The organism is Streptomyces sp. NPDC045021, assembly GCF_056432645.1.
Map to the genome: position 1 here is coordinate 317,912 of NZ_JBWKIQ010000007.1, position 23,525 is coordinate 341,436.

At 73.5% G+C, this 23,525-nt stretch carries 15 protein-coding genes; 10 read left to right on the forward strand and 5 right to left on the reverse strand.

Annotation, left to right across the window (positions count from 1 at the left end; translation table 11 throughout):
- Positions 1–127: 127 nt before the first annotated feature.
- The 6 genes from AC07DC_RS22940 to AC07DC_RS22965 all read left to right on the forward strand — a co-directional run bounded on the left by AC07DC_RS22940 (position 128) and on the right by AC07DC_RS22965 (position 6,916).
- Positions 128–1,528, forward strand: coding sequence for an efflux RND transporter periplasmic adaptor subunit (locus AC07DC_RS22940; RefSeq protein WP_478916284.1), 1,401 nt, complete (start codon positions 128–130; stop codon positions 1,526–1,528).
- Positions 1,525–2,442: an ABC transporter ATP-binding protein gene (locus tag AC07DC_RS22945; RefSeq protein ID WP_478916285.1), complete on the forward strand. Its 918-nt coding sequence runs from the start codon at positions 1,525–1,527 to the stop codon at positions 2,440–2,442. The genes AC07DC_RS22940 and AC07DC_RS22945 overlap by 4 nt, the downstream gene beginning before the upstream one ends.
- Positions 2,439–3,650, forward strand: a complete 1,212-nt coding sequence (locus AC07DC_RS22950) for an ABC transporter permease (RefSeq protein ID WP_478916286.1) — start codon at positions 2,439–2,441, stop codon at positions 3,648–3,650. The genes AC07DC_RS22945 and AC07DC_RS22950 overlap by 4 nt, the downstream gene beginning before the upstream one ends.
- Positions 3,651–3,743: 93 nt before the next feature.
- Positions 3,744–4,535: a hypothetical protein gene (locus AC07DC_RS22955; RefSeq protein WP_478916287.1), complete on the forward strand. Its 792-nt coding sequence runs from the start codon at positions 3,744–3,746 to the stop codon at positions 4,533–4,535.
- A 95-nt stretch (positions 4,536–4,630) separates the two neighbouring features.
- Positions 4,631–5,362 carry a response regulator transcription factor gene (locus AC07DC_RS22960; RefSeq protein ID WP_478916288.1) on the forward strand — a complete coding sequence of 244 codons (732 nt, stop codon included), beginning with the start codon at positions 4,631–4,633 and terminating at the stop codon, positions 5,360–5,362.
- A 6-nt stretch (positions 5,363–5,368) separates the two neighbouring features.
- Positions 5,369–6,916 carry a sensor histidine kinase gene (locus AC07DC_RS22965; RefSeq protein ID WP_478916289.1) on the forward strand — a complete coding sequence of 516 codons (1,548 nt, stop codon included), beginning with the start codon at positions 5,369–5,371 and terminating at the stop codon, positions 6,914–6,916.
- Positions 6,917–6,918: 2 nt separating this feature from the next.
- Here AC07DC_RS22965 and AC07DC_RS22970 read toward each other — a convergent pair whose 3' ends face one another.
- The 5 genes from AC07DC_RS22970 to AC07DC_RS22990 form a co-directional block, all read right to left on the reverse strand.
- On the reverse strand, positions 6,919–8,712 hold the full coding sequence (locus AC07DC_RS22970; RefSeq protein WP_478916290.1) for a hypothetical protein: 1,794 nt from the start codon (positions 8,710–8,712) through the stop codon (positions 6,919–6,921).
- Complete coding sequence (locus AC07DC_RS22975; RefSeq protein ID WP_478916291.1) at positions 8,709–12,293, reverse strand: vWA domain-containing protein; 3,585 nt, start codon at positions 12,291–12,293, stop codon at positions 8,709–8,711. The genes AC07DC_RS22970 and AC07DC_RS22975 overlap by 4 nt, the downstream gene beginning before the upstream one ends.
- A 4-nt stretch (positions 12,294–12,297) precedes the next feature.
- A complete protein-coding gene (locus AC07DC_RS22980; protein ID WP_478916292.1) occupies positions 12,298–13,485 on the reverse strand; it encodes an ATP-binding protein in 1,188 nt (395 codons plus the stop codon).
- Positions 13,482–18,098, reverse strand: coding sequence for a hypothetical protein (locus AC07DC_RS22985; RefSeq protein ID WP_478916293.1), 4,617 nt, complete (start codon positions 18,096–18,098; stop codon positions 13,482–13,484). Before AC07DC_RS22985 ends, AC07DC_RS22980 begins: the two co-directional genes overlap by 4 nt.
- A 351-nt stretch (positions 18,099–18,449) precedes the next feature.
- Positions 18,450–19,304 (reverse strand): DUF4132 domain-containing protein, encoded by an 855-nt coding sequence (locus tag AC07DC_RS22990; RefSeq protein WP_478916294.1) that lies wholly within the window; start codon positions 19,302–19,304, stop codon positions 18,450–18,452.
- 179 nt (positions 19,305–19,483) lie between these two features.
- Between AC07DC_RS22990 and AC07DC_RS22995 the strand changes: the two genes are divergently transcribed.
- From AC07DC_RS22995 to AC07DC_RS23010, 4 genes are all read left to right on the forward strand, one after another.
- On the forward strand, positions 19,484–19,861 hold the full coding sequence (locus AC07DC_RS22995; protein ID WP_478916295.1) for a hypothetical protein: 378 nt from the start codon (positions 19,484–19,486) through the stop codon (positions 19,859–19,861).
- 144 nt (positions 19,862–20,005) lie between these two features.
- Complete coding sequence (locus AC07DC_RS23000; protein ID WP_399648926.1) at positions 20,006–20,401, forward strand: molybdopterin-binding protein; 396 nt, start codon at positions 20,006–20,008, stop codon at positions 20,399–20,401.
- Between the two features lie 109 nt (positions 20,402–20,510).
- Positions 20,511–21,323, forward strand: coding sequence for a molybdate ABC transporter substrate-binding protein (modA, locus tag AC07DC_RS23005; RefSeq protein WP_478916296.1), 813 nt, complete (start codon positions 20,511–20,513; stop codon positions 21,321–21,323).
- A gap of 105 nt (positions 21,324–21,428) precedes the next feature.
- Positions 21,429–23,393 carry an ABC transporter permease gene (locus tag AC07DC_RS23010; protein WP_478916297.1) on the forward strand — a complete coding sequence of 655 codons (1,965 nt, stop codon included), beginning with the start codon at positions 21,429–21,431 and terminating at the stop codon, positions 23,391–23,393.
- Positions 23,394–23,525: the final 132 nt, after the last annotated feature.

Here is a 23,525-nt window from a genome sequence, read left to right on the forward strand (position 1 = left end):
GCGCGGATCGCGGTCCGTTTGGTGGATCTTCATCCGAATGGCGTCCGTATGCGGTCGTTCGGACTCCCAGGGAACTCCCAGACTTCTCCCAGCAATTCAAAGGCGCGGACGGCCAGGATGTGCCGCCATGAAGGTGCTCCCACGACGGCGCAGGGCCGTCCTGATCAACTCGGCGCTCGGCGTTGTGGTCCTCGCGGGTGCCGGTGGCGCCTATGCGACGGTGAACAGCGGCAGCGACACCCCCGCACGAGCCGGTACGCGGACGGTGACGGTCGCCAAGGGCACGGTGCTGGCGACGGTCTCCGGTTCGGGGTCGCTGACCTCGCCCAGCGACGCCGGGGTGAACTTCACCACCGGCGGCCAGCTCACCGAGGTCGACGTCAAACCCGGCGACAAGATAGCCAAGGGCAAGGTGCTCGCCAAGGTGGACGCGACAGCGGCCAAGGAGGCGCTCGCCCAGGACCAGGCGTCGCTGACCGCGGCCCAGGCCAACCTCACCAAGGTGCAGGAGGGGCAGCCGAGTTCGACCACGACGGGTTCCGGGAACGGAACCGGCGGCGGGTCGTACGGCGGCTCGGGCCGTTCCCAGGGCAACGCGACGCCGACTCCGACCCCCACCCCGACGCCCACGGTGGATCCCGCTCAGCTCGCGCAGGCCCAGGCGCAGCTCACCCAGGCGCAGAACACCGTGGACGCGGCGCAGCGCGCGGTCGACGGAACGGTACTGAAGTCCCCGGTCGACGGCACCGTCGCCTCGGTCTCCGGCAAGACCGGTCAGTCGGTGTCCGGCACGGGCAGTTCCACCGGCGGTTCGTCCGGCAGTTCCGGCTCGGGATCCGGTTCCGCGTCCGGGTCGGGTTCGGGTTCGGGGAGCAGCAGTTCCTCGACCACGCCCACCGGATTCGTCGTGATCACCAATCCGACGGGTATGCAGGTGACGGCCAACTTCTCGGAGTCCGACACCCTCAAGCTGAAGCCCGGCCAGACGGCCACGGTCACCCTGAACGCCGAGTCCGGCACGGTGCTCAACGCCAAGGTGCTCTCGGTCAGTTCGCTGCCGGTGAGCAACGGATCCGGTTCTGGCGGCGGCAGCGGTTCGGGCAGCGCGGTGCAGTACGCGGCGACGCTCGCCATCACCAGCCCGACCGAGAGCCTGCGCACCGGACTCAGCGCCAACATCCAGGTCGTGACGAGTGAGGCCTCCGGGGCGCTGTACGTGCCGACGGCGGCGGTCTCCGGCACCGGCGCGAACCGCACGGTGACGGTCGTCAGGCCCGACGGCAGCACCCGGCAGACGCCCGTGACGGTCGGTGTGGAGGGCGACACCGAGGACCAGATCGCGAGCGGCCTGACCGAGGGCGAGCAGATCCAGATCACCACTGTCTCCTCGTCCGGGACCAGCGGCTTCCCGAGCGGCGCCTTCCCGGGCGGTCTCGGCGGTACCGGGCGGACCCGCACCGGCGGTACAAGTGGCGGCGGTACCGGTGGCGGCGGGTTCCGTACCGGCGGCGGGGGTGGCCGCGGATGACCCCGGCTCTGGGGCTGCGGCTGCGCCGCCGCGAGGCGGCGGCCAGCCCGCCCGACCCACGTGAGGACGGTCCCTGGGGGCCGGCGCCGGTGATCGAGGTGCGGTCGCTGCTCAAGACGTACGGGCACGGCGACGCGGTCGTGCGCGCGCTCGGCGGCCCACCGGACCCGGACAGCGGTACGGCGCCGGGCGTCGATCTCGTGGTGCGGCAGGGCGACATGGTCGCCGTGATGGGCAGTTCGGGGTCGGGCAAGTCGACGCTGATGAACATCCTCGGCTGCCTGGACGTGCCCACCTCCGGCCGGTACCTGCTGGACGGGATCGATGTCGGCGGCCTGGACGAGCACCAGCTCTCGCTGGTGCGCAATCGCAAGATCGGATTCGTCTTCCAGTCCTTCAACCTGGTGCCGCGCACGTCCGCGCTCGCGCAGGTGGAGCTGCCGTTGGCGTACGCCGGGGTGAAGACGGCCGAGCGGCGGCGCCGCGCGGTGGCGGCGCTGGCGCTGGTGGGTCTCGCGGACCGGATGGACCACCGTCCCAACGAGCTGTCGGGCGGTCAGCAGCAGCGGGTGGCGGTGGCGCGGGCGCTGGTCACGGCGCCCGCGATGCTGCTGGCGGACGAGCCCACCGGAAACCTGGACAGCCACAGCACCGAGGAGGTGCTCGCCATCGTCGACCGGCTCAACGCCTCGGGACGTACCGTCGTGCTGATCACTCATGAGGACGAGGTCGCCCGGCACGCCAAGCGCGTGCTGCGGCTGGTCGACGGCCAGGTCGTGGAGGACGTACGGCAGGCGCCGGTGGACGGTCCGCCGCCCGCGCTGCGGGATCCGGCGGCCTTCGCGGCCGGCTCTCCGCACGCCCCGCACTCCTCGCGCTCCGCGCACGCGCTGACCGGCGGAGGCAGCCGGTGAACCCGTTCGAGACGCTGCGCTTCGCCTTCGGCGGACTCGCGGCGAACAAGGTACGTTCCGCGCTGACCATGCTCGGAGTGCTGATCGGTGTCGCCGCGGTCATCCTGCTGCTCGCGGTGGGCAACGGCTCCTCGCAGGCGGTCAAGGACTCGATCGAGAAGTTGGGCACCAACTCCCTGACCATCTCCTCGGGCGCCGGCTTCGGCGGCGGGCGCACCTCGACGACCGTGAAGCCGTTGACGGTCGCCGACGCCAAATCGCTCGCCGACCCCGCCCAGGCACCCCATGTCCAGGCCGTCGCCCCGGAGGTCACCACCTCCCAGACCGCGCTGTACCAGGGCACCTCGCACACGGTCGGCCAGGTCGTGGGCACCTACCCGGCGTACTTCGAGGCGTCGAACAGCAAGGTCGTCAAGGGCGACTACTTCAGCGCCGACGATGTGCTCAACTCCCGCAAGGTGGCGGTGATCGGCGCCACCACGGCGACCGACCTGTTCGGCACCGCCAGCCCGATCGGCAGGTCGGTGGTGCTCGGCGGTACCCCGTTCACCGTGGTCGGTGAGCTGGCGGCCAAGGGCGGCACCGGCTTCCAGGACCCGGACGACGTCGTGGTCGCCCCGCTGCCGACCGTGCAGAACGCCTTCACCGGCTTCGGTTCGCTGAGCCAGATCCTGGTCGAGGCGAAGTCCGCCGACGCCACGGCTCCGGCACAGAACGAGATCACCGCCGTTCTGATGGGGCAGCACGGTCTCAAGGACCCTTCGGCGCTCGACTTCCGGGTGAGCAGCCAGGAGTCACTGCTGACCACCCAGGCGTCGACCAACAAGACCTTCACCGTGCTGCTGGGCGCGGTGGCCGCGATCTCACTGCTGGTCGGCGGGATCGGCATCACCAACATCATGCTGGTGACGGTGACCGAGCGGACCCGGGAGATCGGGATCCGCAAGGCGATCGGCGCCCCGCGTGGCGTCATCCTCGGGCAGTTCCTGGCCGAGTCGACGCTGCTGTCACTGGTCGGCGGCGGGCTCGGGGTGGCGGTGGGGCTCATCGGCTCCCACTTCACGATCGTCGGCATCAAACCGGTGGTCATCCCGGAGTCGGTCGTCGGCGCTTTCGCCATCGCCGTCGCGATCGGACTGTTCTTCGGCAGTTACCCGGCCAACCGCGCCGCGAGCCTGCGGCCCATCGAGGCCCTGCGGCACGAGTGAGCCGGCGGGTGCGACGCCTCGCGACGACGCCCCCAAGGTGACGATCACTCCCCTCGACCATTCCCCCCGACAGCACGGACAGGAGAAGCGGACATGGCCCGACGCCGCACCGATCTCGTGAAGGCCGACGCCGAGGATCCGGCGCCGTCCGACACCTACACCGCGTACGACCCCGGCTTCACCGAGCCGGACGGCGCCACCCGCCTGCCGGCCGTCCCGGGCACCGCCGCACCGCACTCCCACGGCTTCGAGGAGACCGGCCCGGCCGAGATCCTCGAGAGCCCGGGCCGTCGGACGGCGGCCCGGCCGGAGGACATCCTCGCCGAGCCGCCGGACGCCCGGGACATCTCGGCGGAGCTCAGCGCCCCGCCCCGGCGGAGCCTGCCCTGGCTGACGCTGCTGCTCTCCGGCGGCGTGGTGGCCGCGGCGGCGTTCACCGGCGGCGCGCTGGTGGAGAAGAACCACGTCCAGAACAATCCGGCCGCGACGGGTCGCAGCGGCTTCACCGCCGGAACGGGCGCCGCCTCGGGCCGCAACGGGACCGGCCGCACCTTCGGCGGCGGACAGGCCGGAGGCCAGAGCGGCGGCCAGAGCGGAGCGGGTGGCGCCGGTGGCCCGGCGGCAAGCGGCGGACTGACCATCGGCACGGTGAAGCTCGTCGACGGCAGCACGATCTACATCACCGACGCCCAGGGCGACATCGTCAAGGTCACCACCGCCGGCTCCACCAAGGTCACCGAGGCGAAGAGCGGCAAGGTCTCCGACCTGCAGCCCGGCCAGACCGTGACCGTGCACGGCAGCCAGAACTCCTCCGGCGACATCGCCGCGACCACCGTCACCGAGGGCGGCGCGAGCGGCGGCGGCTTCGGGGCCGGCCGGGGCTGATTCCGTCCTTACGCTCCCAAGGCGTACGGTGCATCGGCCCACCCCGCACGACCGGAACCGCAGAACGTACGCACCGCACGAGGGGCCGAGAGTCCATGGACACACCCGAAGCCAGCCTGCTGGTCGTCGACGACGAACCCAACATCAGGGAGCTGCTCTCGGCGTCGCTGCGCTTCGTCGGGTTCAAGGTGGTCTCCGCGGCCTCCGGCGCCGACGCGCTGGCGGCCGTCGCTCTGGAGCGGCCCGACCTGGTGGTGCTCGATGTGATGCTGCCCGACATGACCGGATTCGCCGTCGTGCGGCGTTTGCGCGAGGAATCGGGCCCGTACGCCAGGACCGCGTCGGGACCCGACCGCCTCCCGGTGCTCTTCCTCACCGCCAAGGACGGAGTCGAGGACAAGATCAACGGGCTGACGGCGGGCGGCGACGACTACGTCACCAAGCCGTTCAGCCTCGAGGAGCTGATCGCCCGGATCCGCGCGATCCTGCGCCGCACCGGCGGCCCCACCGACGACGGGCGCCTGGTGGCGGGCGATCTGGAACTCGACCCCGTGGGCCACCAGGTGCTGCGCGCGGGCCGGCCGATCTCGCTCTCCCCCACCGAGTTCAAGCTGCTCGCCTACCTGATGACCAACGCCGACCGGGTGGTGTCGAAGATCCAGATCCTCGACCATGTCTGGGCCTACGACTTCGGCGGCGACCTGAGCATCGTCGAGTCGTACATCTCGTACGTGCGCCGCAAGGTCGACTCCGGCGCGGACGGCGCACCCAAGCTCATCCATACCGTGCGCGGCATCGGCTACGTGCTGCGCCGGCCCCAGGGCTGAGCGGCGATGCGTGCCCGCGTCGCGAAGGCCGTCCGGCGGCCGGCCGTACTGCGTCCCTCCGCGCTGTCCCTGCGCTCCCGGCTGGTGCTGCTCTCGGTGGCGCTGGTCGCGCTGGGCCTGACGGTCAGCGACACGGTCGTACTCGGCTCGGTCCGGGGGCGGCTGGTGCAGCGCGTCGACCAGCAACTCGGGCGCTACGGCGAGTCCGTGGCCCGGCGGCTGGGCACCGAAGGCACCCCCGAGCCCCGCTTCCCGCGCGCCGGATCCACCCGCTCCTGGCTGCCGAGCCAGTACGTGGTCGCCTTCGCGGCAGCCGACGGCAAGGTCTCCGAGCAGTTCCGGCTGCCGGTCGCCGCCGGTGACCCGCGGCCGCTGTGGCCCGTGATGGACGCCGCAGCGCTCCGGGCGCACCTGGGCAGACCGTTCGACATCCCCAGCGACCACGGCGGTGGCAGCTGGCGCGTGCTCATCGTGCCGGTGAGCGGCAGGGCCACGCAGAACGGTGCCGGGGCAACGGCCGCGGGCACGCTGCCGTCCGGGGTGGTCGTGGCGGCCTCGCTGGACGAGGTCTCCTCGACTGTCGACCATCTGAGCGACGCCTTCCTGCTGATCGGCGGGGTCGTGGTGGCGCTGCTCGGGCTGGCGGGCTGGTTCGCGGTGCGCGCCGGGCTGCGTCCGCTGCGCCGTATCGAGGCCACCGCCGCCGAGATCGCCGCGGGGCGCCCGCTCTCGCACCGGATGCCCGCGGCCTCCCCGCGCACCGAGGCGGGGCGGCTGTCGAGCGCCCTCAACGGCATGCTGGCCCAGATCGAGTCGGCCTTCGCCGTCCGCGCCCGGTCCGAGGAGCAGATGCGGCGCTTCGTCGCCGACGCCAGTCATGAACTGCGCACGCCGCTGGCCGGTATCCGCGGCTTCGCGGAGCTCTACCGGATGGGCGCGCTGCCGGACGAGGCTGACGTCAAGCGCACCATGGCGCGCATCGAGAGCGAGGCAGTGCGGCTGGGCGGGCTCGTCGAGGACCTGCTGACGCTCGTCCGGATGAACGAGCAGCGCCCCGTCCAGCTCGCGCCGATGGATCTGCGCACCCTCGCGGTCGACGCTCTGCACGACACCACGGCGCTCGATCCGACCCGCGCCGTCTCCCTGACCGGGCCCGGCGGCGCGGGCTCGCCCCCCGGCGCGGCACTGGTACTGGGCGACGAGGCACGGCTGCGCCAGGTGGTCGCCAACCTCGTCGGAAACGCCGTCGCCCACACCCCGCCGGGCACCGCGGTGCGGATCGGAGTGGGCACCGTCGGCGGCAGCGGCGTGATCGAAGTCGCCGACTCGGGGCCGGGGCTGACGCCTGAGCAGGCGGCCCGGGTCTTCGAGCGTTTCTACCGGGTGGACGCCTCGCGCAGCCGCCAGGAAGGCGGCGGCGCCGGGCTGGGCCTGGCGATCGCCTCGGCGCTGGTGTCCGCCCATCACGGCGAGGTGGAACTGGCCACCGCGCCGGGCGCGGGCGCCGTCTTCCGCGTGCTGCTGCCCTCGGCCGCGGAGTCCTCGTCGGACTGATCTCATGGACCTCCAAGGGCTGTTGGTATGCGGCTCACGGGATCAGAGGGCTCCCAGGCCGCGGCGCAGAGCGAGTTCTCCGCCGCTTCGGCGTACAGGGCGGCGCCCAGCCAGGCGCGGGCGAAGTGGGTGGTGTCGGCGGGGAGCAGACGGCCGAAGGGGTCGCGGGCGCGTTGGGTGGCGGTCTGTTGCAGTGCGGCCAGGAGGTCGGCGGCGGTGGCGAGAGCGGAACGGCGCAGCTGGTGGGCGTCGGCCGACAACGATCCGGGGACGGCGAGGAAGCGACGCCCCGCCGCGACGACCTGTTCGAGACGCCGGTGCAGGAGGTGGAGCGGCGCCCGTTCCAGCGCTCCGCCACTGATGTCGGGACCGGTTGCCGACGGTGGCAGGGCGGGGAGGTCGGCGCGCTGGAGGCGGTCCAGGCCCATGTCGATGTGGTGTTCCGGATCGGCGGGGTGCGCGATCGCCAGCAGGTGCAGCCGGGGTTGGGGTGCGGGAACGAGACGGCCGACGATCCGCAGCCGCGCGCCGGGCAGTGCCTCCAGCATCCGGAGGTTGTCCCGGTGTGCCAGCGCCGGGTGGTCATGGGCCGCGGCGAGGCGGAGTGTCAGATCGCCGCAGGCGGCGAGGAGGCTGTCCCCGCCGGTCTCGCGTGCGGCGCCCAGAATCGTGACGTCGAGGAAGAGCAGATCGGCGCCCGCGTGCGAGATCTCCGCGCCAGGGGCGCGGGAGCGCAGCGCGCTCTCCACCTGCTCGGCAACCGGTCTCTCCCACAGGGCCGCAAGGGGTTCGTCGGTCCAGGCGGCTCCCGCCGCCCGCACTGCCTTGACCGCCGCTCCGGCCCCGAGCCGGCCGGTCGGCGAGACGGTCGCCCCCGACAGGGCGAGTCCGGCGCGGGACAGCTCCCGATGGGTGAGCGCGGTGTCGCCGAGCCGTACGGTGCGGTCCGCCGCAGCGGCGGCGCGGCCGGGGCCGCCCGGGGCGATGTCCGAGACGGTGTAGAGGCGGCCGTCGGCGGCCGCGGTCCAGGTGGTGGCTCCGGCGTAGCCGCCCGCGGTGATCAGCGGTTCGGTGAACAGCCCGTACAGGCGCAGGGATCCGTCCGGCACATAGGCCTGCCGGGCGGTGCCGCGCAGGGCGGCCAGTTCGGGGCCGGTGGCATCGGGCAACCGGTGGGCGGTGGCGAGGAGTTCCCGTACGGCCGCGGTCAGGTCACCCAGCCGGTGGGCCGGGTCGGCGGAACGCGCGGCGCGCAGTCCGTTGACGACGGAGACGGCCGCCGCGGCAGGGCGGGGCAGCCCGCCGAGCTTCGCGGTGTGGGCGGCCCGCAGCAACTCGGCCTGCAGGACGGCGCCGGCGCCTTCCACACCCGCGTCGAGAACGGCGGCTCCCGCCGCCCACAGGGCTCCGACGGCGGCGCGCTGTTCGGGTGTCGGGGTGTCCTCGGTACCCGCTGCTTCCGCAGTGGCTTCGCTGACCACGGCCTTGCTGGAAGGCGCCGGTACGTCCTCGGCCACGGGCGCCGCCGACGCGACAGCGGCGCGGTGCAGGCAGTCAGGGGCGAGCAGGCAACCGCAGCGGATCGCGTCCGCGGTGGTCACCACCCCGGCGGGGGCGTGGAGTTCGAGGCTGATCTCGTCGTCGACCGCGATCCGTACGGTGTCGCCGTCCTGGACGGCGGGCCTGGCGGAGATCTTGGTCGCGGCGGCGTCGAGCCGTTTGCGCAGCCGGGGCGGGAGGGCCCCGACGATCTCGGCGGTCACGGCGGGGGCGACAGCGGGGAGGTCCTGGCTCATGCGATCTTCTCCCCTACCCAGCGGGCGAGTTCGAGCGGGCTGAGGGCGGCGACCGGCATGCCGGCGGCGACGAGCTGGCCGGCGACACCGGTGGAGTACCGGGGACGTCCGGCGTCGTCCAGGCTCGCGCAGCCGAGTACATGGCAACCGGCCCCGACGAGGGAGCGGACCTCGGAGAGCAGCCCGCCGAGCGGATAGCCCTCCTCGAAGTCGCTGATGACGACGACCAGGGTGCGGGACGGCACCGTCACCAGCGTCCGCGCGTGCCGCAGTCCCGCGGCGATGTGGGTGCCGCCACCGACGCGGACCTCGAGGAGCAGCGAGAGGGGGTCGTGCACCTGGTCGGTGAGGTCGATGACCTCGGTGGAGAAGGCCAGGAAGTGGGTGGACAGGGTGGGTACTCCGGCGAGCACCGCGGCCGTGAGCGCCGACCAGATGGTTGAGGACTCCATCGAACCCGACACGTCGGTGACCAGGACCAGCCGCCAGTCGGCGGCGCGGCGCGCGCGGGAGCGGAAGACGGGCCGCTCGGGGATGACCTGGACGGTGCCGTCGGGGGCCCGGCGCGCGGTCGCGAGGTTGGCGCGCAGGGTGCGGTCCAGATCGAGCCGTCCGCCGGGGCGCCGGCTGGGGCGGGGCAGTGTCATGCCGGTCATGGCGGGCCGCAGGCGGGTCGCCAGCTGCCGGGTGAGTTCCTCGACGAGCCGGCGCACCAGCGGGCGGAGCGCGCCGAGCCGGGCCTCGGGCAGGCCGCCCGCGTGCTGAAGGACCGTCCTCAGCAGGTCCACGGAGGGCCGGACGCTGCCGGGATCGAGTTCGGTCAATACATCGCGGCGCCCGGACGCGGCCGCCGCCGCGAGCACCTCCTCGCGGATGCCGGGGCCGAACAGCGCGGCCAGTTCCTCGGACCATTCGCGGACGCCCGGGTACGGGGTCTGGCGGCCGCCGCGGTTGCCCCCGGCGCCGCCGGTGAGATCACCGCGCGAGCCCTCGCCGCGACCGCTGCCGTACAGCTCGTCCAGGGCGGTGGCCAACGGCGCCGCAGACGACGGCAGTTGGTCGGTGCGACGGCCGAGTACCAGCCGCCACCGGTCGGCGGGGGCCAGGGTACGGTCCTCGGGGGCCGAAAGCGACGGCGCTGAGACGGCCGGGACCGGCGGTTCTGCCGAGTCTGCCGATTGGGCCCGCTCGGCCGGGTCTGGTGACGGCGCCGCGGTGGGCAGCAGGCCCAGGCGGCCCAGCGTCTCGCGGGCGGTGAGATCGGCCCGGGTCCACAGCGCCAGCGCGGCCGGGTCGATGCCGTCCGTATCGGCGACCTGGCCGGCGTCGTCGCCGAGTCGCGCCTCCACCGTCGTCAACAACCGGTCGCGGGCGGCGGGACTGAGGGTGTCGAAGCCGCCGCGCAGTGCGGGCAGCCGGTCCAGGAAGGCACCGTCGCCGAGGTCCGTGACCCGGTTGAGGAGCGGGTCGAGGACGGGGGCCATCGTTTCCAGAAGCGGGCCCGCCGCGGTGAGCAGACCGGTGAGACGGGCGGTCAGAGCCGCCCGGGAGCCGGTGTCGGCGGCCGCATCCACCCAGGACGCGGCGCGGGTGCCGAAGGCATCGGCGTCCTCGTGCCCGAGCAGGACCCGTACGGCTCCGGCCGCGGCAGCCATGAGCGGCGAGCCGTCGGCGGCCAGCCGGGTGAGGGAGTCGGTGAGGCGGATACCTCCGAGGGCGTCCGCGCGGTGCGCGAGTTCGAGCAGCGCGCGGGCGTCCGCCGGGTCGTCGGAACCGGTGAGTCCGTCGACCTGGCGGACGGCGGCGGCGGTCAGCAGTTCATCGACGGCCGCCGCCCGCTCACCGCGTGCCGCGTCCACGCCGAGTCCGGCGACATGACCGGCCCGGATGCGGTCCAGCAGCGCGAGGGCGGAGAGCAGTTGGGGCAGCGTGCCGGTGGCGGGCACGCCCTGGCCCAGCTCCTCCAGCCGCTCGTCCGCCAGCACGGGCAGGCCGCACGACGCCGCTTCCGCCAGACCGTCGATGGTCTGTTCGGCGGTGGGACCGCCGGCGTCCTGTTCGGCGCGGCGGCGTTCGCGCAGGAGTCCTTCCGCCGCCTGGCCCGGGGTGACACCGCGGATGCCGGCGGCGGCGAGCATGGCGGCGGTGGCCGGGGTCCAGCGCACTTCCCACCGGGTGGTGACGGCGTCGCTGCCGCCCGCACCCGTCACGGCCGTCGCCGAGGCGTACGGAATGCCGCAGACCGTCAGCCGGCGCAGCAGCAGTTCGCGGCGGCGGTCGAGGTCCGAACGCAGCGGGTCCAACCGCAGGTCGCGGGCGGCCGCGGTCCCCGCGTCGGCGGGGCCGGGCAGGCCCAGGTCGGCGACCTCCTCCTCCACGGCCGGTGCCAGACCGCTGCGCGGCGCGTCCGGCGCGGGGCGGCCGGAGCGGGTGCCGACCAGCACCCGCTCCAGCGCCCGGGCGACGGCGCGCCCCCGCCCGAGGGGCTCGCCCTGGGTGAGCACCGTCTGCACGGCCTCGATGAGTTCACCGCGGCCGGGCGCGGGCAGGCCGCGCAGCCTGGCGAGGTCGCCTGCCAACCGGACGATCTCGCGGGCGTCCGCAGGACCTGACGGGTGGTCCTGCGCGCGCAGTTCGCCGCAGATCCGCACCGCGGTCCCGAGGAGTGCCTCGTCGATCGCGGCCGCGCTGCCCGCCGCCCGCAGGACGAGGTGCTGCCATTCGGGATCGCGGATGCCGGCCGGGTAGCCGGACCGCTCGTCCAGCAGCGGGTAGGTGTACGGGATGAGGGAAACCGTCCACCCGGGCCCGTCCCGAACCGGGTCGGCCGGCAGAGCCGGGGCGACTTCCGGGCTCAGCAGTGCCGGGGTGTGGAACGCGCCCACGACGACCGCGGCCCGGCGGCCGGAGGCCCGGACCTCGTCGAGCCGCGCGCGCATCCACCGTTCGCGGGCCAGGTCCGACGCCTCCACTCCCCCGCCCCGTTCGGCGTCGTGCCGCAGTGCCCAGCCTGTGAGCAGGGCGGCGCGGCGCAGCGCTTCCGGTGCGGAGCCGGGGGCGGCGGCCTCCACGAGGCGGTCCCACAGATCCTCTCCGGGTCGGCCGGTGAGCCGGGCGTTCAACGCGTCGCGCAGACCGGGCCCCGCGCTGCCCCGGCCGGGCGTGGAGCGGCGCTCGTGCCAGGCCGGATCGGACAGCGGCAGGTCGCACGCGACGACCGGGACTCCGTGGCGGGCGGCCCAGCGCAGGGCGGCGAGTTCGGGAGAGAAGTCGGCGAACGGATAGAACGCGGGTCCGCGCCCGTCCCCGCCGTCGGCGGCGGGGACGGCGGCCAGCGCGACCGGTGCGCGGGTGTCGGCATGGGCGAGCCAGGGCAGCCACTCCTGCATGTCCGCGGGCAGCTCGACGAGCAGCACCTCGGGCTTGGCGGCGTCCAGCAGTTCAGGCATGACGGCGGCGAGCGACGGCGCGTGGTGGCGGACGCCGATGAGATACGGGGCGTCGGGGCCGGTCAGGGCCTCCATCGCCTCGTCCGGTGTCATGGACGGCGTCACGGAGTCGGTCGTGGACGGAACGGTCATGGCGTCAGCTCTCCAGGACCGAGCGCAGGTCCCACAGCGTGCGCCAGGTCGCGGAACCCTGCTCGGCGCGGCGGCGTACCGCGCCGTCCCAGTAGCCCAGCAGCCGGGCGGCGTCGGCCGGATCGTCCTTGCGGACGACGCCCAGCAGATGGCCCGGGAGCAGGGACAGCACGTCACGGTCGCCGGGGAAGTACGCGGCGGCCAGGGCGAGGGACCCGGCCACCGACACGGCCTCGGCGGTACTCATCACCGTGGAGGGGCGTTCGACCTCCCACCCTTCGGCCGACCGCCCGTCCCGCAGATCGCGGAAGGCCGTCACGAGGGCTTCGAGGATCGCGTCGTCCACCTGGAACGGGGCGGCCGCGCGGGTGACGGCCGCGTGGGCCTGGCGGCGCACCAGGGCGACCTCGGCGTCCAGATCGCCGATGGGGCCGACGGTCTCGAAGTTGAAGCGCCGCTTGAGGGCGGCGGACATCTCGGAGACGCCCTTGTCGCGGAGGTTGGCGGTCGCGATGAGCGTGAAGCCAGGTGCCGCGTGCGCGAGGGCGTCCTCCCCGCCGGCCAGCTCCGGGACGGCGATGCGCCGTTCGGACAGCAGCGAGACCAGCGCGTCCTGAACCTCCGGCAGGCAGCGGGTGATCTCCTCGACGCGGGCCACCGCACCGCGCGTCATGGCGGTGAGGACCGGGGACGGCACCAGGGCCTGCCGGGTGGGGCCCTGGGCCAGCAGCAGCGCGTAGTTCCAGCCGTACTTGAGCTGGTCCTCGGTGGTGCCCGCGGTGCCCTGCACCACCAGACCGCTGGTGCCGCACACGGCGGCGGACAGCAGCTCGGAGAGCATCGACTTGGCGGTGCCGGGCTCGCCGACGAGCAGCAGACCCCGCTCCCCGGCGAGCGTGACCACGCAGCGCTCCACCAGAGCGCGGTCGCCGACGAACTTCTGCTCGACGACCAGCCGGCGCGGGATCCCGTCGGACGCCGGAGCGCCCTCGGGCAGTTGCAGGGCCTCGCCGTTGCTGCCCATCACGAAGGTGACGACGGCGCGGGGGGTCAGCCGCCAGGAGGGCGGGCGCGGGCCCGCGTCGTAGGCGGCGAGGAACGCCAACTCGGCGGCGTAGCGGTCCTCGGGCGGGGTGACCTGGCGGTCGGACGCCGGGGCGCAGGCGGTGTCAGTACGGGTGTCGGTGGTCATCGACGGCGGCCCTTCCGGGTGGCACGGGTGGTGAGTTCTTCGAAGGCGGGGGCGTCGCCGTCCTTCACGCGCCCCCAGGCGAGGGCGAACAGGTCGGGCACCGGCAGCAGCGGCACGGCCCGGGTGTGGTCGCGCAGCGGGTAGAGCCCTTCCTTCCAGGTCTCCACCGGCAGGGCGGGAGACTTGAAGTCGTGCCATCCGCAGGGCAGGAACAGGCTCCGGCCCGCGCGGGCCCGCTTGGCCTCCAGGACCAGGTCGGTGGCGGCGAGTTCGGCCCGTGCCTTCTTCAGCCGGGCGGGCTTCCAGCCGGTCCACCGGGCGCAGTCGCGGTCCGTCGGGTCGGGCAGGGCGAGCAGCTGCAGATAGACCGCGGCCGCGTCCTCGCTCAGGGCGTGGGTGGCGGCCACCTCGGCGACCAGTCCGGGTACGGAGCGGGTGGGGTCCTGCGCGTGTCCGGTGGAGTCGTCAGGGCCGGACCCGGCGTTGGCGGCCTGCTCCAGGTCGCTGCCGAACAGCGCCCGTACCGCGGCGAGGGTGTGGATCCGCGCGGGGCCGAGCAGTCCTTCGAGCAGCCCGAAGACGGGATCGTCGGCGCCGGTGAGGCCGGCCGTGCGCACCAGGGTCATCTCGTTGTCGCCGTACCAGGGGCGCAGTACAAGGCTCTCCCCGACGCGGGTGAGGCCGTCCGGTCCCGCGCCTCCGGTCGCGGGCAGGCCGTACGCCGTGCGCAGCGCCGCCGCGGTCGGGGTGCCCTTCTCGGTCCACTCCACATCCAGGTCGAGGACGAGTCCGGGGTCGGCCAGGCGGCGGACAGCGGCGAGTCCGGCGGGCAGATGGGCGCGCAGCGGGTGGCTGTACGGCAGTCCGTAGGCGAGTCCGCTGAGCGCGGCGACGGCGCCGGCGAGGTCCCCGCGGCTGGGCAGGGCGTCCGGGTCGTCCGCGACGAGGTCGCCGTCCTTGTCCCGCCGCATGGTGGTGGTGCGGCTCAGCCACGCGGTACGTCCGGGGTTGAGGACGGCCTCCGCAGCGTAGGTGCTGACGCCGTTCAGTGCGTCCGCCAGGTCCTCGGGCAGCCGGACCAATGAACCCAGGTGCTCGGCCCATACCCGGGCCGCCGCCGCGATGTCCGGTCCTGTCGACCACAGTTCGGCCGGGTCGGCGGGCAGCAGTGCGTCCAGCAGCGCCAGCCGGTTGTCGCGGCCGAGCGCGTTCAACCGCCGGTCGGCCCGTTCCGCCTGGCGGGCCTTGAGGCCGAGCAGGGAGAGTCCGGTGCCGTCCGTTTCTCCGGTGGCCGCCGCGACCAGCACGGCCGCCTGCGCGGGCCCGATGCCCGTGGCGGCGTCGAGCGCGAGCGCCGTCTCGGGCCGCCACGGGACAGGGCCTTGCTCGCGGACGAGGCGGATCAACGGCAGAAGACGCTCGTGCGGGAACGCCGGGTCGTGGCGCTTCTCCTCGTGGAGGGTGAAGTCGGCGATCCGGCCGAATGTCCCTTCCGGGTCGTGGTCGAGGGCGAGCCAGTGCACGCGGTCGTTGCCGCGGTGGACGTTCTGCCGTCCGAGGATCACCACCGTGCGGCCGCCGCGGCGCAGCACCTGGCCGAGCCGCTCCCGCTTGGTGCCCTCCTCGCACAGGACGACCTCGCGCAGGGCGCCCGACGGGTCCGCCAGCGGGCCGGTGGAGACCGCTTCGAGAAGCGTCAGCAGGGCCTCCCGGTGCTCGGCCGAGGTGCTGGGCGCGGCGGCTCGGTAGGCGAGGGGTCGCAGCGTGTTCAGGAACGGCAGCCAGCCCATCTCGGCGCCGGGAATCGTGTGGGCCTCGCCGCTCCAGCCGTCGCCGAGGGCCGGCAGCGGGGTGGGTTCGGGCAGCGGTTTACCGTCGGCGGGCTTCCCGGACAGGACGTGGTTGACCGACAGGATCTGCTGGAGGGCGGTCCACTCCTCCCCCTGGCCCCAGCGGATATAGCCGCCCGGTGAGGCGATACCGGCGGTAGCCGACCGCAGGGTCGTGTCGTCGCCGTGTGCGGGGCGATGCTGGGCATACATGCCCTCGGTCTGCGGTGTCTTCGGCTGTTTGGGCTGTACGGGTGCGACGAACGAGGCGGTGGCGACGACATGGTTGACGGCCGCCCGCACGATCGCCGTCACCCCGGTGAGCAGCCGCGGGTCGGTCAGCGCGGGAAGCGCCGCGGCGACAGCCGCCCCGGCCACCTCGTCCGCGGACGGACCGGTGTACGTCTCCTGTCCGGCGGCCGCGGCGCGGCGCTCCGCCAGTGCGGTGATCGCGGTGCTGAGCAGGGTCGCGACGTCCGCGTCCCTGACCGCGCGCAGGGCCGCCGAGCCCTGCTCGTCGCGCGGGCGCAGGGCGTGCCAGAACGCCGGCGGCGGAACGTATCCGGTGCCTGCCGCGTACTCCCCGCCCTGCTCGGCGACGGGGACCGATCCCAGGACGCCGGTGGCGGCGGATGCGGTGTCCGCCGGGTGGAGCTGGATCGTGTTGCCGAGCAGGGCCGCGACGGGGCCCGCTCCGCCCGGCAGTCGCAGGACACCCAGCGGGACGGGGTGGTTGCCGCGACCCGGAGGCACCGGGAGGGTGACGGTGCGACCGTCCGGTGTTCCGGCGGTGACCCGCCGCTCGTGGTCACGGCCCTCCGTCCGTACCCAGCGGCCGAGGACGGTGCCGTCCGTGCCGAACGGCGTGTTCTCCAGGCCGGGGAGCAGCGGCAGGACCTCGCAGTCCTCGGGCGAGAGCCGGGCGTCCTCCTGGATCCCGGACTGCAGGAAGGCGGGCAGCGAGGCGCGTCCGTGCGTGCCGCCGGCCGGGTCGTACTCGACCCAGATGTGCTCGCGGCCCTGCTTGCCCTGGCGCCAGTGTCCGGTTCCGTCGCCCAGCACGGGCCGGGAGGACGGCAGGGTCGTGTCACCTGCGTGCAGGGTGCGGCCGCCGGTGGCGCGGCCGCCGCCGGGCAGCGGCAGCGACGGGGAGCCGGCCGCCTGCGCGTTCCACCAGTACGGCAGCTGCTCGCCGCCGAGCGTGAACACGTCGGCGGGGCGGGCCGACCAGTAGGCGCGCTGCTTGCTGTCCTCCTGCCAGATGACGAGCAGTTCGCCGTCCGTGTAGCGGAAGTGCGGGCGGCGCCAGTGGTCGTGGTCGGTCGGGAGGCGCAGCTCGTGTTCCAGCAGCACCCCTTCGGGGCCGACGACGACGGCCCGGTGCCGGTTCGCGACGATGAGCGCGGGCCACGCTTCGGCGACCACGATCCAGTGGTTCTGGTCGGCCCGGCCGGCGTTGAGCTGTTCGTAGGTCTCCTCCAGGGCGGGCCAGCCCAGTTCGTCCACGATGCCCGCGCGCAGGGTGGCGGCGAGGATCGGGGCCAGGTCGTGTCCGGCGACCCGGGCGACGGCCGCCGCGTTGACCTTGGCGGCCACCGGTCGGAACGGCGCGATCCGGCTCAGTGCCGCGCGCGAGCCGGGCAGTCCCGTCGCCCCGGTGAACTCCTCGGCGCGGTCCCGCAGCCAGTCGTGGAGCACCTCGCTCAGGACCGGGTGGCCGGCGATCGCGTCGAGCACGGAGTCGTCCGCCCGGTGACCGTTGAGGCCGCTCAGCGCGTCGTACAGCAGCTCGCGGTAGCGGGGACGGCCGGCGACGGCCGTCAGGTCCCGGCGGCCGGGCGCGGTGTCGTTGAGCCAGCGCTCCAGGGGGAGGTGGACGGAGGTGCCGACGGCCGGTTCGGTGAGCGGGATACCCCAGGTCAGGCAGCCGTCGAGCAGGTCCAGGTCGGCGCCGGCATGCCAGCGCCCCTGGAACAGGTCGACGGGACGGCCGGCGGCGCGCAGCCGGGCGGCCATCCGCTCCACGAGCGTGAGCGTCACCGGGCACCGATCGGCGCTGGACGAGCCCTGCTTGCGGTGCAGGGCCCAGCGGCTGAGCCAGTCCGCCGGATCGACACCGGCCGTGGCGGTCTCGTCGGTGAGCAGGGTGTCGGCGCCCGTCTCGGCGAGCAGCGCGAGCCAGGACTCGTCTGCGGACCGGCCGCTGCCCAGGCCGGTCGGCAGGATCTCCAGCAGGCGGGCGCGGACGGCGGGTTCGTCGGCCGCGAGCGCCACGAGGGTCGCGCGGTACCCCGTCCAGAACGAGGCGGGTGCGCGCACGATGCTGGGTGAGGCGAGCAGGTCGGCTACGAACGCGGACTCGGCGGTCGCCCGGTCCAGCCCGGCGGCCTTGATGAGCCCGCGGGCGTCCTGCGGCAGGGCGGCGTACGGCGGCATGCCCGCGGCGCACCGTTCGACGGCCAGCTGCCGGAACTGCGCCCATGCCTCTGCCGGGTCGAGCCGGCGGGAGAGGTCCTGCACATGGTCCTTGAGCGCCTTGACGGTGAGCGCGCCGGCGAAGGCGAACTCCAGGAAGACGGCCCGCTGCCGGTCCTCGTCGACGGTGAGGCCGTGGACGCGCTCGGCGGCACGGGCCTTGCCGAAGAGCGTCGCGGCGTAGGGTGTTGTTGTCGTGCTGGAGGAAGATCCGCGCGGCCTGCTCGTAGAACGTCGGCAGGAAGTGCGGTACGGCTCGGCCGAGCCGGGTGGCGAGCGCTTCGAAGCCGTCCTTGGCGGCGCCGGCACGCGACTTGGCCTGCCGGGCGAGCCGCTCCATGTCCTTGACGAGGGCGAGTGCGTGGTGGCCGTTGGCCGGGTCGTTGACCAGTGCCCAGGCCGGGAAGCCCAGCGTCTCGCGGCGGACCTGCCCGATCTCGGGGGCATCGGGCTCGCGGACCAGTCCGAGGAAGTCCAGCGCCAGGTCCTCGGCCTCGCCGAGGGTGCCGGCCACAAGGCGCACCACGCGCCGGTCGTCGAGTGCGGGGTGCGTGTAGGTGCGGGCGGTGAGCGCGTCGGCGTCGTCGCGGGTGACGGTGCCGGGGCGCAGGATCGCACCTGCCTCCAGCAGCGCCGCGGCCCGGGTGGTGTCGTCGGTCTTCATGCCGCCTGCTCCTCGTCCTCGATGTCGCGTCCCGCGTACAGGGCCGCCGCCATGCGCATGCCTTCCGACCAGGCCACCGGGCCCACCTGACCGGCCGTCAACGCCCGTCCTGTGCCGTCGGTCCAGGTCAGCGAGCCGGTCTCGGTCTGCTCGTAGCTCTCGTAGTCGCCGATCCAGATCCGCGCCTCGACCGTTCTGCCGTCCTCGACCACCGGGCAGACCGCCTGGCCGCCGCGTGCCCGGTAGCCGAGCTGGGTGGCGCGGCCGTGCAGGAACCGCAGTTCCTTGAAGGTGCCGCCCGCGTAGTCGTCGACCGACGCGGTCTCCGCGTCCAGACCCGCCGGGCGGCGCCACACCTCGCGGAAGAGCTGCTGCACCCGCTGGTCGACGGTGAGTTCGACCGCGAACTCCCGCAGTTCTTCGAGATCTTCCAGCAGCACGGGGTGCGGTATGCGGACCAGCTCGGGGCTGATGCGCACGGTGTCACCGTCCAGGTCCACCAGGCCGAGGCCCCGGACGGGGTCGGCGTCCCGCAGGAAGCCGGCGACATCGCCGTCCTCGCCCATGACGACGAGGTCACGCAGGGCCGACTGCCAGGCGGTGTCCTGCCACACCTGGGCGATGGCCGCGACCGGGACGGGCAGCGAGCGCACCATCCACCGCTCGACGTCGGCGACGCACTGCCGTTCGTGCCGGTCCAGCCACTCCACCAGCTGCCGCAGCCCGACCACGGCCGGATCGTCCGCCAGCTTCGGCGGAACCGTCTTCAGCCGGCGCCCCGCCGCGTTGCGGCAGACCACTTTCCCGTCGTCGAGGGCGACTTCGTAGTCGCCGGCCGGAACCCACCCCATGTGCTGTCTCCTCGGTCAGACGGCCTGTTCGAGGACATCGCGCACCCCCGGTCGCAGCGCCGCCGCGATCAACTTGCTGCGACTCTAGGGGGAGCCTCGGACAACGCCTCCGGCAGCACCTGTGGGCCTGTGGACAACTCCCTCACCAGCGGCGGGCCGACATCATCGAGCAGCCGGGCGTGGCCTATGCCGCCGCGCTCCTTTGCCCGGACGGGCGGTATCTGCACACCGCGTCGGCGTCGGCCGGCGACGACGGGTCGGGGCACTTCCACGCCGAGGACGCCGAGGACGCCGTGGCCGCCCTGTCCGTGCGGGAGGCGGCGCGCGGCGGACCCGCCGTGGTCGAGCCCTTCTCCCTGAGCGGGCGCCGGGTCAGGATCGGCCCGATCGCCGGCGATGCCGACCGGTGGGCGACCTCGCTGATCTGCGAGCGCACCGGTCTCAATGCCGGAGTCATGGGCGGCACCCCCAGGGGATATGTGGTGGTCGCCCTGTGCCATCCCATGAGCGACGACATTCCCGTGCCGGGCGTCCACGGAGCGGAGATCTCCACCTGAAGCGTCTTCCGGAGCAGGATCGGACTGGCACTCCTCACGGCCTGACCACCACCCTTGGACCTTTCGCCGAAGGGTGGGGCAGTTACCATGGAGATTCGCATCATGAATTGCAAATGCCATGGAAATTCCCCTACCGTGTCGCACATGCAGTCCTACACGATTGGTCAGGCGGCGCGCCTGCTCGGTGTGAGCCCCGATACCGCGCGCCGCTGGGCGGACGCCGGCCGGGTGACGACCCACCGCGACGAAGGCGGCCGCCGACTGATCGACGGCCGGGACCTGGCCGCGTTCTCCATCGAGATCGCCCAGATCGGCACGGGCGAGGAGGACACCTCCTACACCTCCGCCCGCAACGCGTTCCCCGGCATCGTCACCGCGGTGAAACTCGGCGACGTCGCCGCGCAGGTCGAGATCCAGGCCGGGCCGCACCGGCTGGTGTCCCTGCTGACCCGCGAAGCCGTCGAGGAACTCGGCCTGGAGGTCGGCATGCGGGCCACCGCCCGCGTGAAGTCCACCAGCGTGCACATCGACCGCACCTGACCCACCGCTCCAAACCAGCGGCGTCGCCCGTCCCCGACGCGGCCTGCCCTACCCGCTCGAGCGACACCGGTCGGCCCGAACAGCCACGTCACCAGGGAGTTCAACCCTCATGCTCTTCGCCTTCGACAGACGCCGTGCCGCTGCCGCGATCATGACCGCCGCCCTGTTCGTTCCGCTCGTGGCGGCCTGCAGCAGTGACGACAAGAAGGACGCCGGCTCCACGGCGACCCCCTCCGCCACCACCACCGGAGCGCCCAAGGCCGCACTGACGGTACTTGCCGCCTCCTCGCTGACCGATGTCTTCAAGACCGCCGGTGCCGCGTACGAGAAGAGCCACCCGGGCACGACGGTGAAGTTCTCCTTCGCCGGCTCGCAGGAGCTCGCCGCACAGGTCAAGCAGGGCGCTCCGGCCGACGCCCTGGTCACCGCGGACACCAGGACCATGGACGGTCTGAAGTCCGACACCGGCACCCCGGCGATCATCGCCAAGAACCGCCTGGTGATCGCCACCGGCGAGGGCAACCCCCTGAAGATCACGGCCCTCAAGGACCTGGCCGACACCAAGTTCAAGGTCGTGCTGGCCGCGCCCACGGTCCCGGTCGGCCGGTACAGCAAGCAGGTACTCGACGCGCAGAAGGTCGTGGTCAAGCCGGTCTCGCAGGAGCCGAACGTCCGCGCCGTGCTGAGCAAGGTCGAGCTCGGTGAGGCCGACGCCGGCATCGTCTACGCCACCGACGCCGCCACCGCCACGAACAAGGTCGACGCGATCGAGATCCCCGACGCGCAGAACGCCGTCGCCTCGTACCCGGCCGCTACCTTGAAGACCTCCAAGAACAGCGAGGCCGCCGCCGCGTTCGTGGCATGGCTGAGCACCCCCGAAGCACAGAAGATCCTGCAGGCGGCGGGCTTCCAGCAGCCGTAGTCCTGTGAGGAGGCGGTAGCTCCCCCTACCGCGAGGGCTGTCCGGATCGGGGGACCGGACAGCCCTGCTCTCTGCCTTCACCTGCCCCGACCCCAGGAACCGCCGATGAGACGCCTCCACAGCCGAGCACGCGGCGCGCGCACCCCGGTCGCGCTGGCACTGCCCGCGCTGATCGCGATCGCGTTCCTACTGATGCCGCTGGTCGGCATCCTGTACCGCACCGACTGGGGTGACATCGGCACCCATCTGACCAGCCCCGACGTCACCACCGCGCTGAAACTGTCACTGCTGGTGTCGTTCTGGGCGCTGGGACTGTCGCTGGTGCTCGGGGTGCCGCTGGCGTGGCTGCTGGCGCGGGTCGACTTCCCCGGCAAATCGCTGGTGCGCTCCCTCGTACTGCTGCCGATGGTGCTGCCGCCCACGGTGGGCGGTGTCGCGCTCCTGCTGGGTTTCGGACGGCGCGGACTGCTCGGGCCCTGGTTGGAGAACACGTTCGGGATCGTGCTGCCGTTCCACACCTCCGGGGCGGTGGTCGCGGCGACCTTCGTGGCGATGCCGTTCCTGATCATCAGCCTGGAGGGGACCCTGGCGGGACTGCGCCCCAGCTACGAGGAGACCGCAGCCTCGCTGGGCGCCTCGCCGGTGCGGGTGTTCCTCACCGTCACGCTGCCCATGGTCGCCCCCGGACTGGTGGCGGGCGCGGCACTGACCTGGGCGCGCGCGCTCGGCGAGTTCGGCGCGACCATCACCTTCGCCGGCAACCTCCCCGGCACCACCCAGACCCTGCCCCTTGAGGTCTATCTGCTCCTTCAGGACTCACCGGAAGCGGCCACGTCCGTCTCCCTGTTGCTACTCGTGATCGCGATGGCCGTGCTGATCGCACTGCGCGGCCGCTGGGCCGGTGGGGCGGTGGCCCGCGAACACAGCTCCGCGCGGCCGGTGGACGACGGGCCGCAGCAGGCCGACGCCTTCGCGGACTCGCCCACCGCGGAGAAGCCGCCCGCGCTCGCGCCGAAAACCCTTGCCGCACCGGAGCGTTGGTCGCTGCACACCGACGTCACCGGCTTCAACCAGCTCACCCTGGACGCGGAACCCGGCACCACCATCGCCGTCGTCGGACCCAACGGCGCCGGGAAGACCACGCTGTTGCGCGCGCTCCTCGGCCTCACGCCCCGCGCGCACGCCGAACTGCGCCTCGGCGGCACCGACGTCACGACCCTGCCGCCGCACAAGCGCGGTGTCGCCTGGGTCCCGCAGGACGGCGCGCTCTTCCCGCATCTGACCGCACTGTCCAACACGGCCTACGGTCTGCGCTCCCATCACGTTTCGCGGGCCGAGGCACGCCGCACCGCCCGGCAGTGGCTCGACCGGCTCGGCGTCGGTCACCTCGCCCACCGCAAACCCGCACAGCTCTCCGGCGGCCAGGCCCAACGCGTCGCCCTCGCCCGTGCGCTGGCGGCCCGCCCCCGGCTGCTGCTCCTCGACGAACCGCTGGCCGCACTCGACCAGACCACCCGCGCCCACGTCCGGCACACCCTGCGCACCCACCTCGACGGCTTCGGCGGCGTGTGCCTGATCGTCACCCACGACCCGGTCGAAGCCGTCGCCCTGGCCGACCGCGTGCTCGTCCTCGAGGACGGCCGCGCTCTCCAGGACGCCTCCCCCGCCGAAGTCACCCGGCACCCCCGCTCCCCCTGGGTCGCCCGGATGCTCGGCCGCAACGCGTGGCCCGGTACGGCGACCACCGACGGCCTGGCACTGGCCGGCGGCGGACAGCTCGTCGTCGCCGACACCCTCACCGCCGGGGCGCGGGCCCTGGCGATCATCGCGCCGGAGGCCGTCTCCGTCCACCGCGACAGACCCGGCGGCAGCCCCCGTAACGTCTGGCCCGGCACGATCCGCGAGATCACCTCCGCCGGCAGCCGTCTGCGCCTCCTCGTCACCTCCGACCACGCGCCCGACCTCGTCGCCGAGATCACCCCCCAGGCCGCCGCCGAACTGGGCCTCACCGACGGCACGTCGGTCTGGACCAGCGTCAAGGCCACCGAGGTCACCCTCGTCACCCTCTGACGGACGGATAAACTGCGACGCCGTCCCCGTGGGCCGTTCCCACAAGGCCCAGGACCCCGCGGACACGGCAACGCGCATCACACCGACATACCGACATACCGACACGGCGGACCCGCCGGACGCGGCGAGGGA